The sequence below is a fragment of the Campylobacter sp. CNRCH_2015_0814 genome, from assembly GCF_025772765.1.
Taxonomy (GTDB): Bacteria; Campylobacterota; Campylobacteria; order Campylobacterales; family Campylobacteraceae; genus Campylobacter_D.
Genome location: NZ_JAKMSR010000009.1, coordinates 63,599 through 74,029 on the forward strand (window position 1 = coordinate 63,599; position 10,431 = coordinate 74,029).

Here is a 10,431-nt window from a genome sequence, read left to right on the forward strand (position 1 = left end):
TAAAATAACGCTTTATTTTTGTACATCGGGGTGTAGCGCAGTCTGGTTAGCGCACTTGGTTTGGGACCAAGGGGCCGAAGGTTCGAATCCTTTCACCCCGACCATTTTTATAAATGGTGAGTGTAGCTCAGTCGGTTAGAGCATCAGATTGTGGTCCTGAGGGTCGTGGGTTCGATTCCCATCACTCACCCCATCAGCGCTCGTAGCTCAACTGGATAGAGCGACAGACTTCGGATCTGTAGGTTATGGGTTCGATTCCTATCGGGCGCACCATAAGCCTATTGTTATTTTTATTTTTATGCGCTCATAGCTCAGCTGGATAGAGCAACGGCCTTCTAAGCCGTAGGTCAGAGGTTCGAATCCTCTTGAGCGTACCACTTTTGCGGATGTGGTGAAATTGGCAGACACGCCAGACTTAGGATCTGGTGCAGCAATGCGTGAAGGTTCAAGTCCTTTCATCCGCACCACTCAAAACCCTATTTTACCATAGTTTGAGCAATTATACTTAAATTACGCTGAAGTCTTTGAAGTCCTATTGTATCATTTCGAGTTATTTCAAAAAGGTAACCTTTTAGCAGGTAACTTTTTAAAGTAACCGGATGAAAGGATAGTTAAAAAATCGTCCTTTTCATTCATTTAAGTTTTGCGGTAAAAAAGGTCAATTTTGGCTTTAACCTTAAAGCAAAGGTAACCTATAATAATTTAATTAAGTTTATAGGGCTTTTAAATACGCTATAATACAGCAAAAATACAAGGTTAAAAATGGCGATTGATAGAAAGGATTATAATATATCCATAGGAAAAGGAACACATCTAAAAAGACACAAAAATAAAATCAACGCCTTTTTATTTAGAATGCAAAACGACGGTAAAGAAAAACAACACGCTTTCACTATCCCCTTACGCCCTACTTGGAATGAAAACGAATATATAAGAATAGCACTTGCAAGAGCTAAAGAATATGAAAACGAGTTTAAAAAGCTTTTTAGTGCCACTTATACTTTAAACTCTAGTATTTTAATAAAAAACCTTTTTGAAGTTTTTATAAAAGCTAATTATAATATTAAAGATTTAAACGAGCAACACAAAGGTCACATTAGAAACTTAATAAGCATTTTTAATAATCATATTTTAGAACCTTTAGGAAATATACATTTGGATGAACTTACGCTTTATAAGGTGCAAGAGTTTTATAATGATATGAAAAACAAAGGGTTAGAGCCAAAAACATATAATAGAGCCATTAAAGAAGTTTTAAACCCTATGATTAAGTATGCTATAAAAAACAAATGGATTAATGAAAATGTTACTCTAGGTTTAAAACTTGATAAGGTGCAAAATAAAAAGCTTGTTACCAACCCTAAAGGCAAATATGAAGCTATTTTAAATGCTATTTTAGAACTATACAAAGACAATTCACTTTATAAGGCTTTGTTTTTACTTATACATAGTGGTAGGCGTAGGGATGAGGTTTTAAGTCTTCTTTGGCAAAATGTAGATTTAGAAAGAAAAACTATATTTTTACCAAAAACAAAAAACGGCGAAGCACAAGAGTATGCCTTAGATGATGAGTGTTATAAGGCTTTAAAAGCTTTAAAAGATGAGGTTAAACAAGATAAAGGCTTAGTCTTTGTTTCTAGTGTTAGTGGTAAAAAAATATCAAACTTAGCAAGACAAGAAATTAAAATAAGAGAGCTTAGCGGTGTAAGAGAATGGACGCCTCATTTTTCAAGGCATATAAAAGTTACTTTGCTAATACAAAATGGAGTTAATCCTGCTGTAATTAGCGGGACTTTGGGACATAGAGACTTAAGCACTATAAACATTTATGCAACTAATGATACACTTAAGGCAAGTCAAAAAGCTAACGAGGCTTTAAAGAAATTACAAGAAGAATAAATGCAAGATTTAGAGTTTATCTTTTCAAAACAAAGATTAGAGTATTACAAAGATATAAACGAGCATTTTGAGAACTTAAAATTAATATCTAAGATAATTCCTAAAATAGCTATACTTGAGATTTATATAAGAAATGCGTTAGATTATGAACTAAGCTTTAAATGCAAAGAGTGGATAAAAATAAGCGATAATCCTTTTTTACTGGCAAAAATAAATGAGTTTAAAGACAAAGAAAGTTTAGAACCTCATCAAATATTGTCACGCCTTAGCTTAGGTGTGGTAGCTAAATTAGTCGTATCTTATAAGGTGCAAAACAAGATTTTAGAATTAAAGACTTTTGATTTTAGAAAGTATAGTCCTAGCAATAGAAACTTTTTTATTTATAAAAACACAAAACAGGGTTTTGATAATATAGATAAGGTTAATATTGTTTTAAACTTGTTACACACTCTAAGAAATAGAGCTTGTCATTTTGAAAATCTTTTAAAGCTTAGAGAAAATAATAATAAACTATATCCCCGCATAAGCACAAAAGAAAAAGGAACAAATATAAGTTTAATGCCTGATAAAATAGAAGATTTTTTGAATGATTTAATTTGTGGAATAAATAAAGATTTGTTGGATTATATTAAGTAGGGGTTGAGCCCCCCTTTGAATGTAAAAAAATTATAAAACACAAATACTTAATAAAATATAAAATACCTTATAAGACTTTAAAATGCTTTAAGATAATTATATATATAATACATATATGAGTAATAAAGAAAAGTTAATTAAAGAATTAGAAAATAACCCTAAAAACGCAAGTTTTGCCAATATAGAAAAGCTTTTAAGTTGGTATGGTTATAAACTTGTTAGCATTAAGGGAAGTCATCATAAGTTTAAGAAAAATGGAAAAAGTATTATTGTGCCTTTGCATAAACCTATAAAAGAAATTTATGTAAAGCAAATACTAAAGCACTTAAAGGGGGAAAAATGAAAAAAGATATAAATTATTATTTGAACTTACCTTATAAGATTAATTTGGTAAGACTTGAAGATGGAGATTACTTTGCACAATTTGATGATAAAGAGCTAAATAAACTTGTTTTAATGGCAGGAGATGGTAAAACACCAAATGAAGCAATAGAAGATTTAAAAAATGCTTTTGCTTGTTATTTAGAAGAAGCTTTAGAAAAAAACGAGTTTATACCTGAACCTATGCAAAATGATAAAAGTAAGAACCTAGCTATCACTTTAAAAAATAGTCTTATAGATGAGATAGATTTTTATTCTAAGAAAATGGGCTTATCACGCAGTGCTTTTTTGGCTATTTCTGCTAAGGCATATATTAAAAACCTTTAAAGATATTAGCTTGTTATGAAAAAAAATAGAAAATATGAGTAAAATTTTTGTTACTTTTTAGAAAAATATCGCTAGTAATTTAAGTTACAAATTGTTTCTTATAAAAAAAGGCGAAATAAAAGAAATATAAGAAAATAAAAGAAATATAAGAAACTAAAAATAGTCACAAATGGAAACAAATTTGCATTAAGGCAAAATATTTCGAAAACTGCTAGAATACTTCGTAAATATTCAAAAGAATGTTTTTTAATTTAATGGAATTTGAAAAGCTTTAAAAGGCTTTCAAATAAGTGCGTTTTAACAGGTCTGCAAACAAGATTAAAACGCACAATTTCATTATAAGAGCTTTAGTTTAAGCCCTTAAAAGAATTGTATTGTAATTTAACTTATCTATTTCTTTTAAAGGCTTTATGAACTCCATAAATAATTTTAAAAGGATAGAAAATGGAAAACAATACAAACAAAGATTTTTTAACTATACAAGAGGTAGTTACGCTTTATAATCTAAGCAAAGAAACACAAAACAAATATAGAATGCAAAACAAAATTCCTTATATTAAAATAGGTAAAAAAGTATTTTATGATAAAGCTAGACTTGATGAGTGGTTTAGAAGTCACACTATGAATTAAAGGCTTTATAATGAGTGTAAGCCTTTTTAATGATGAGGTAAAATCATATACAAAAAATTACCATTTTGTAACCAACTTCTTACTATACCGCTATGGGTTAAGTTTTGATAGAAGTGGTAATAAAAAATACAACACAAGTCTTAAAATCAAACCAAACACAAGCTTAATAACTGATTTTAACGGCAGTTTTAGTGGAGATGTGATTGATTTTATAGTTTTTAAAGAAAATGTTAGCACAAAAGAAGCTTTAGGGGTCTTTGTTGATTTTCATAAATTACCAACGCAAAAGGTGGATAGCTTTAAACCTATAAAAGAAGTTGTAAAAGATGATAGCTATTTAAAAAATATGGCTTATTCTTTACAGGCTGATTATAACTTATACTATGATGATATTTTGAGAAATGAATTATTAGATAAAACCTTTTTTGATAATTTTAGGCTTTTTATGGATTTATGCAAAATATTAGATTTTGTAAAAATAAATGAGTTTGAAAATATCATAAATGAATACTTTGGATTTTCTAAAAACGACAAAAGCTTAGCATTTATCTTAAGAGATAAAGGCGAGATTAAGAGCATAGCTATAAAAGAAAAAATAGTCAAAGATAAGACAATAAAATGGTTTAAACTAAAAGGAAGCAATGCTAAGTTTATAAAGTTTGTAAAAGCTAAAGAAAATGGATTGCTAAAATATTGTTGCTTTATATTTAGTGGCATAAAAGAAATAATCATCAGTGAGTTTTTAGGTATAAATGCGATTTGCTTTCAAAGCGATAGCACGATGAAATATATACAAACACACGAGCAAATAAATGAACTTTTGAGCTTCATAGATGAAAAGTTTTTGTATTTTATTATTGAGAACGATGAAAGTAGTTTTAATGCCAATTTAGGTCTTTTAAAAGAGTTAGCAAAGTTAAAACCAAGTGTGTTAAATAGTTTTTCTGTTCTTAATTATGATGAGTATAAAAATGCTGATTTTGTGGATTTTATAGTTTATTTAATGAAAGAATTAAAAAAAGATTATGAGAAAGACAGAAAGGAGCTAAATACCTTTTTGGCTTTTGCACAAAAGTATTTTAAAAGTTATTTTATGAAAGGCTTAAGCTTTTTAGAAAGGAATAAAAATGGATAGATTTAAAAGTCAAAGTCAAGATGCAAAACTCAACTTTGATGCTTTTAAAGATATTAAAAAAATAACAAGTAGTCCGAATAGTATTTTACCACAAAATATTAAAAATGCTGATTTTATAGATTTAACAATATGGGCTATAAGAAATAAAGACTTAACTAATGTTGATTTTATATCTTTGATAGATAATTTTTTAGATAAAGGTAGCATTAGTTTTTTAATTAGTGAAGCCAATAAAGGAAAAACATTTTTAAGTCTTGCTATTTGTAAGTATTTATTGGAGTTTGATAAGGTTAAAAAGATTGTTTATTTTGATGGAGATAATAGCAAAATAACCATTAAAAGCAGGATTAAAGAAACAATGCAAATAAAAGGGTGTTGCTTTTTAGATTATGCAGATTTTAATTATATACAAACTAGCAATTCTTTGGAGTATGGAGATGATGAAATAGATGTAGATTTTGATTTTATTGTTAAAAGGTATTTGGAACCTTTAGCACAAAAAGGCAGTTTATCTGATTGTTTTGTTGTTTTTGATAGTCTTTTTAATTTCTTTAAAGGCGATATGAATGATAATAAAAAAGTAGCTGAGTTTATGAAGATAATCAAAAAAATAAGCCATAAAAGCGGTGGGACTTTTTTATTTATTCATCATAAAGGAAAAAGTGTAGAAAATGATTTTATAGGCGGAGTTAATTTTGCAAATGCTACTGATAATCTTTTTATAATACAAACAAGCAATAATGATGGTTTAAAGCTAGATATGGAGTTAAAAACCAAAAAAGCAAGGAACTTTCTACCTCATCCTCTAAAAATAGATATAGACCTAAAAACTCTTGATTTAAAAGTAGAAAAGCTTGTAAATGAAGCTGATACAAACTTTCTTTTAAAGGCTCAGAAAATCATAGAGCAAAGAGGGGAGATTTTGCAAGGGGATTTGTTAGAACTTTTAGGAAAAGCAAAGACTGATACTTATGCCATTAAAAAGCTAGAAAATGGGAAAATGTTATATTATGAAATCTTAGAAAAATCAAGAAGCACGGGCGGAAAAGCATTAAAATACTATGTGCCTTTAAAAGAGAACAAAACTATCATTAATGGCATAGAAATAAACGCTACACAAACTTTATTTACTGAATAAAGCTACTTAGTTTTTTAAGCTATGTAGGTTTAACCTATGTAGCTTTGATTAACAAAAATATCCCTTAAATGCAAAAAGTATTTTTACTAATATAAAATTGATTAAAAAACAAAAATCGTTTAAAACAGCTTTGATTGATTTAACATATATACTTTTATATTCTTATTATTTTTAATTACGATTGTATTCTTTTTTTTTCTGTGAAACATTTTTTTCAATTATAATTCAATTATAAGCAATTATAAAAAAGGCTATTATAATTGATTAAAGCCCTATAAAATAATGGTTTATAAGCATTTTTTCTAAAATAGCTATTATAATTGAAGCAAAGCACTATTATGTAGATGTTTGCACCAATTATAAATACTGTTTTTATAATTGATTATAATTGCTTTATAATAAGAAGTGCTTATAAAATGTTTCACAGAATATTTTTATACCTTGCTAGTTTTTAATTATAAAAAATATTTATCATTTTTACAATTCTTACATATCATCTTTTATTAAGTCTTTGATTTTATTGTATTTTTGTGCTTTGATGTAGTTTTCTAATAAAAAAGTTATATAGGGTGGATAAGAAGTTGTAGAACCCCAAGCATTTATGGTAGGATATGGGATACCACTTATTTCTGCCAATTGTTTTTTATTTAGATTAGCTTGTTTTAAAAGCTGATTAAATTTTTCTTTAGTCATTTTGCAACCTTTATAATTTTATATTAAATTATATAGTTACAATACTAAATATAAATTAAAAATATTAAAACAATATTTATTAAAGATAAAATTAAGTATTAATGCTATATTATTTTACTTTAAAAAATATCAAATTAATATAATTAAAAGGAATTACAAAAATGGAAAATGTAAGTTATTTTATATTTTCAATTTCAAAAACTTTATTTTTTAACTCTTCATAGCTTTGTGCTTTGATGTAGTTTTCAAGCCAAGATTTAACCCAAGAGAGCGTTTTGTCGCTTTGCTTCCAATTCATAAGTGTTTGGTAAGGTAAGTCACAAAGAGAGGCAAACTCTTTTTTAGTTAGGTTGTATTTTTTAAAATACTCTCAAATTCTATATTAGTCATAATTTAACCTTTTATATTGATAATGTGAGTTATTGTAGAATGGGTATAGCTATTTCTTAGAGGTTTGCTCTAAATTATCTTCTTTTTTATATTTTTCTAAGATTGTCAATAACTCATCAAAAGCTAAGCATTTTTCATAATAATATAAAAAGGGTTCTACCCAAGCGGGAATTTCTTTATCATCTTTCCAATTTGTAGAAATCCCGCTATAACTTACCTTTGCTATATCTGCAAATGTTTTTCTTGTTAATCCTAGTTTCTTAATTTTTTCATCAAATTCTAATCTTGTCATTTTATAACCTTTTTTAGTTAATTACAAAATAATTATAGCATTTTTTTATTAAATAACATAAAAATATATTGACTTTTTTAGTAAAAAACTATAAAATTAAGTTTTATTTTTAGTTAAATACATAAAAAAGGAATTACAAAAATGGAAAATGTAAGTTATTGTAGAATGAGTTGCTTAGATGGCAAGATAAATGGTCTTAAATACTTTTTAGATGTGTTTTTGAGTGATTTAGATAATAAAGGCGATGTTAAGTCTTGTGTAATGTTTGATAATGAGGCAAGTATTTGCGATATAAAAGATATGATTATGGCAATGCTTGATAATATAAAAGATATTACAATCGAGCAAGATAATTTCCTTTATAATGTAAGTCAGCGTGAAAGCACTTATAAAGGTATTGTAAAAGATGAGCTAGGCAAAGAGTTTAGTTTTGAAGAGCTTGAGAAAATACACCAAATGCAAGAAGAAAGAATATTAAGAGAAATATTGGAAGAAGATAAAAATAAAAGGTGTGTGAGTTAAACTCATACATCTTATGATGTAGATAATATCTACACTACTACACTATAAACAAGTTTTAAAATATCCAAAAAACTACATTGTATTAAGCAATATTTAAGAAAATGTTATACGATAAGAATACGATAAAAAGGGCATTTTGCTGATGAGCTAACTATTAATTAGGTCATCTTTTAACCTTTAAATATAAAAGGGTGTAAGTTAAATACTTCCTTATCAACATTAAACCCCTAAGTTTAATTTAGGTGTTAAAAAAACTACATAGCTTTGTCAAAGTATTTAAAATTAAATGGCTTTCTTTTAAAGGCATATAAAATAAAATGAGTTATAATAATTAGAAGATGATCTGATAAAGGAAAAAGTTATGCAAACCATAACAATAAAAGCAAAAGAGCAAGAAATAAACAAGCTTTTAGATATTTTAAAGGAATTAAATATCGGGTATGAAATAGAAAATAACAACTATAAGAATGCTTTAAATGATTATGAAAGTGGCAAGGGTTGGAAAGAAACAAAACAAGAGCTACATAAGGCTTTAAATGATTATGAAAGTGGCAAGGCTAAATTAACGCCATTAGGTAGTGAGTGGATATAATGCAAATCCTAGAAAGCGATTTATTTACAAATGAATTAAATGTTATTTTAGCCTTTATTATGAAAAAGGAAAGCATAAAAGCCAAAAACGCTTTTAAAAATGATTTATATAAGGTTTTAAAAAAGCTCGATTTTATGCCTTATAAGTTTAGAAAGTCTTTAGCTTTTGATGATGAGAGTGTAAGAGATTTTATTTTTAAAGGTTATGTAATACCTTACAAAATAGATAAAGAAAAAGATTTAATTATTATTTTAGGTATTTACAAAGAAAACCTACCAAACTTTTAAAAATTACTTTTAAGCTTTAGAAAAAATACATTTAAGTTTCAAACCAAAAATGCTTAAAAAAGCAAGAAAACTTAAACCAAAAATCCGTGAAACATTATATTTAAGCTAAATAAACTTAAAATACTTCAAAAAGATTTAAAAGACATTTTGTTAAAATATCGCAAAATAAGGCTTTGGTGCTTATATAAATATAAAAAAGTTTGAAAAGTGTAATTTTCAAAAACTATTTAAGTTTTATAAGAAATAAAGATTGATATGGTTGCATAAAAAAGGTAACTTACAAAAGGTAACCATTATAAAACTATTGTAATATAGATGTTTATTTTTAGTTATATATTTCAAGTCCTTTCATCCGCACCATTAATTTAAAATTCTTTTAAGTATTTAAGTTTCGCGATTCATCTTAATCATATTTATAACAATAAGTTAAATTTATAATACTACAAAATTAGGAAGATGCTATGGTAAATATATATCAAGTTAAAGTTATTGAAAATTTTTGCAAGGATAAATTTAAAGAAGATACAAGAACAAAAGATTTTTTTCATACCTTTTTGACTCAAAATTTAGAAATTTACACCAATATAGAAGATCAAAAGTATGCCAAAGATACAATATTAATATATAAAATTTTTGATATATGTATTATATGTATAAAAGATGGAGTCTCGGTAAGTCAAGAGTATTGTCAATTTAAAAAAGGTGTGATAGATCATATAGTTGTATATACCGATGAAAATATGAATGATGGTAAAATATCGCAACTATTAAGAGGTAGTTCTACATTAAAAATAGATAAATCAAATTGTTATGATAATCCAGATATTAAAGTTGTGTTTTCAGAAAAAGGCTTTTTATTTCAGGCTAGATTTAATAATTGTGAAAGTAAATTTAACGATACAATGACTATGTTTGCGCTTTCTTTGGCTTATCGTGAGAAAATGGAGTATTATTTGAATTTAACTTCAAGTATTATAGATGAAGAAAATTATTATGATGTTATTGATATTAAAAAAGATTTTTATGTTTTTAATCTAAAGTATTTTTTTAGTAATCCAGTGCACTATAACTACCAACAAAAACATGCAATATGGAAAATTATATTTCAATATTACGATATTTTAGAACAACATCAAGAGCTTAAAATCCAGATAGAAAATCTTGTTGATATTTTGCATATTGAACAAAATCAAGAGGAAGATAAAAAGGAAAAAATAAAAGAGAATAAAAGAAAAAAAATCGAAATGATTTTTTTAATTATCGGTGGTTTTGTTACTTTAGCTTCGTTGGTCAGTGCATACAAAGACGCTATGGAATTATTTGGTTAAAATCATATATTATTTTGACAAAACAAGCGTTTTAACTTTATAGTTAAATATGTTTTATGCAAAAATTAAAAGCCTTACTAAAATTTTGGAGTTTTTTTATCCTCTTACATCTTCTATTCTATATTATTCTACATTCCTTCCGTTATTTCCCTAAAATAACTTTCCCACATCTACAATATAT

General features: G+C 26.6%; 13 protein-coding genes and 5 tRNA genes. 16 read left to right on the plus strand and 2 right to left on the minus strand.

All coding sequences use genetic code 11. The features are described 5' to 3' along the window. Positions 1 to 26: 26 nt before the first annotated feature. The 12 genes from L8X24_RS06265 (at position 27) to L8X24_RS06320 (ending at position 6,146) form a co-directional block, all read left to right on the plus strand. Positions 27 to 104 (plus strand) — tRNA-Pro (locus L8X24_RS06265). 12 nt (positions 105 to 116) lie between these two features. Further along, positions 117 to 193, plus strand: a tRNA-His gene (locus L8X24_RS06270). A gap of 3 nt (positions 194 to 196) precedes the next feature. Further along, positions 197 to 273, plus strand: a tRNA-Arg gene (locus tag L8X24_RS06275). 27 nt (positions 274 to 300) lie between these two features. After that, positions 301 to 377: transfer RNA gene (locus L8X24_RS06280), tRNA-Arg, on the plus strand. Positions 378 to 382: 5 nt separating this feature from the next. Beyond that, positions 383 to 467: transfer RNA gene (locus tag L8X24_RS06285), tRNA-Leu, on the plus strand. Between the two features lie 295 nt (positions 468 to 762). Further along, positions 763 to 1,899, plus strand: coding sequence for a tyrosine-type recombinase/integrase (locus L8X24_RS06290; protein ID WP_263664082.1), 1,137 nt, complete (start codon positions 763 to 765; stop codon positions 1,897 to 1,899). Beyond that, complete coding sequence (locus L8X24_RS06295) at positions 1,900 to 2,535, plus strand: hypothetical protein (RefSeq protein WP_263664083.1); 636 nt, start codon at positions 1,900 to 1,902, stop codon at positions 2,533 to 2,535. It abuts the gene before it with no gap. 115 nt (positions 2,536 to 2,650) lie between these two features. Continuing rightward, positions 2,651 to 2,878 carry a type II toxin-antitoxin system HicA family toxin gene (locus L8X24_RS06300; protein WP_043020258.1) on the plus strand — a complete coding sequence of 76 codons (228 nt, stop codon included), beginning with the start codon at positions 2,651 to 2,653 and terminating at the stop codon, positions 2,876 to 2,878. Continuing rightward, a complete protein-coding gene (locus tag L8X24_RS06305) occupies positions 2,875 to 3,243 on the plus strand; it encodes a type II toxin-antitoxin system HicB family antitoxin (protein WP_214124630.1) in 369 nt (122 codons plus the stop codon). Before L8X24_RS06300 ends, L8X24_RS06305 begins: the two co-directional genes overlap by 4 nt. Positions 3,244 to 3,687: 444 nt before the next feature. Continuing rightward, positions 3,688 to 3,873: a helix-turn-helix domain-containing protein gene (locus L8X24_RS06310; RefSeq protein WP_039642406.1), complete on the plus strand. Its 186-nt coding sequence runs from the start codon at positions 3,688 to 3,690 to the stop codon at positions 3,871 to 3,873. Between the two features lie 10 nt (positions 3,874 to 3,883). Next, positions 3,884 to 5,008, plus strand: coding sequence for a hypothetical protein (locus L8X24_RS06315; RefSeq protein ID WP_263664084.1), 1,125 nt, complete (start codon positions 3,884 to 3,886; stop codon positions 5,006 to 5,008). Next, positions 5,001 to 6,146 carry an AAA family ATPase gene (locus tag L8X24_RS06320; RefSeq protein WP_263664085.1) on the plus strand — a complete coding sequence of 382 codons (1,146 nt, stop codon included), beginning with the start codon at positions 5,001 to 5,003 and terminating at the stop codon, positions 6,144 to 6,146. The genes L8X24_RS06315 and L8X24_RS06320 overlap by 8 nt, the downstream gene beginning before the upstream one ends. Before the next feature lie 486 nt (positions 6,147 to 6,632). On the opposite strand, the gene L8X24_RS06325 is transcribed toward L8X24_RS06320, so the two are convergent. Then, positions 6,633 to 6,839, minus strand: coding sequence for a terminase small subunit (locus L8X24_RS06325; protein ID WP_214126565.1), 207 nt, complete (start codon positions 6,837 to 6,839; stop codon positions 6,633 to 6,635). A gap of 439 nt (positions 6,840 to 7,278) precedes the next feature. Next, positions 7,279 to 7,521, minus strand: coding sequence for a hypothetical protein (locus tag L8X24_RS06330; protein ID WP_039642400.1), 243 nt, complete (start codon positions 7,519 to 7,521; stop codon positions 7,279 to 7,281). Between the two features lie 141 nt (positions 7,522 to 7,662). Between L8X24_RS06330 and L8X24_RS06335 the strand changes: the two genes are divergently transcribed. From L8X24_RS06335 to L8X24_RS06350, 4 genes are all read left to right on the plus strand, one after another. Beyond that, positions 7,663 to 8,043 carry a hypothetical protein gene (locus tag L8X24_RS06335; RefSeq protein ID WP_263664086.1) on the plus strand — a complete coding sequence of 127 codons (381 nt, stop codon included), beginning with the start codon at positions 7,663 to 7,665 and terminating at the stop codon, positions 8,041 to 8,043. Positions 8,044 to 8,404: 361 nt separating this feature from the next. Then, complete coding sequence (locus L8X24_RS06340) at positions 8,405 to 8,635, plus strand: hypothetical protein (RefSeq protein ID WP_263664087.1); 231 nt, start codon at positions 8,405 to 8,407, stop codon at positions 8,633 to 8,635. Continuing rightward, positions 8,635 to 8,922, plus strand: a complete 288-nt coding sequence (locus L8X24_RS06345) for a type II toxin-antitoxin system RelE/ParE family toxin (protein WP_263664088.1) — start codon at positions 8,635 to 8,637, stop codon at positions 8,920 to 8,922. Before L8X24_RS06340 ends, L8X24_RS06345 begins: the two co-directional genes overlap by 1 nt. A gap of 461 nt (positions 8,923 to 9,383) precedes the next feature. Further along, positions 9,384 to 10,250 carry a hypothetical protein gene (locus L8X24_RS06350; RefSeq protein ID WP_263664089.1) on the plus strand — a complete coding sequence of 289 codons (867 nt, stop codon included), beginning with the start codon at positions 9,384 to 9,386 and terminating at the stop codon, positions 10,248 to 10,250. The last annotated feature ends 181 nt before the right edge of the window (positions 10,251 to 10,431 follow it).

What these genes read in the sequence shown, in the direction of transcription:
- L8X24_RS06290 (WP_263664082.1), top strand. Translation starts at nt 763, where the DNA reads ATGGCGATTGATAGAAAGGATTATAATATATCCATAGGAAAAGGAACA.
- L8X24_RS06295 (WP_263664083.1), top strand. Translation starts at nt 1,900, where the DNA reads ATGCAAGATTTAGAGTTTATCTTTTCAAAACAAAGATTAGAGTATTAC.
- L8X24_RS06300 (WP_043020258.1), top strand. Translation starts at nt 2,651, where the DNA reads ATGAGTAATAAAGAAAAGTTAATTAAAGAATTAGAAAATAACCCTAAA.
- L8X24_RS06305 (WP_214124630.1), top strand. Translation starts at nt 2,875, where the DNA reads ATGAAAAAAGATATAAATTATTATTTGAACTTACCTTATAAGATTAAT.
- L8X24_RS06310 (WP_039642406.1), top strand. Translation starts at nt 3,688, where the DNA reads ATGGAAAACAATACAAACAAAGATTTTTTAACTATACAAGAGGTAGTT.
- L8X24_RS06315 (WP_263664084.1), top strand. Translation starts at nt 3,884, where the DNA reads ATGAGTGTAAGCCTTTTTAATGATGAGGTAAAATCATATACAAAAAAT.
- L8X24_RS06320 (WP_263664085.1), top strand. Translation starts at nt 5,001, where the DNA reads ATGGATAGATTTAAAAGTCAAAGTCAAGATGCAAAACTCAACTTTGAT.
- L8X24_RS06325 (WP_214126565.1), bottom strand. Translation starts at nt 6,839, where the DNA reads ATGACTAAAGAAAAATTTAATCAGCTTTTAAAACAAGCTAATCTAAAT.
- L8X24_RS06330 (WP_039642400.1), bottom strand. Translation starts at nt 7,521, where the DNA reads ATGACAAGATTAGAATTTGATGAAAAAATTAAGAAACTAGGATTAACA.
- L8X24_RS06335 (WP_263664086.1), top strand. Translation starts at nt 7,663, where the DNA reads ATGGAAAATGTAAGTTATTGTAGAATGAGTTGCTTAGATGGCAAGATA.
- L8X24_RS06340 (WP_263664087.1), top strand. Translation starts at nt 8,405, where the DNA reads ATGCAAACCATAACAATAAAAGCAAAAGAGCAAGAAATAAACAAGCTT.
- L8X24_RS06345 (WP_263664088.1), top strand. Translation starts at nt 8,635, where the DNA reads ATGCAAATCCTAGAAAGCGATTTATTTACAAATGAATTAAATGTTATT.
- L8X24_RS06350 (WP_263664089.1), top strand. Translation starts at nt 9,384, where the DNA reads ATGGTAAATATATATCAAGTTAAAGTTATTGAAAATTTTTGCAAGGAT.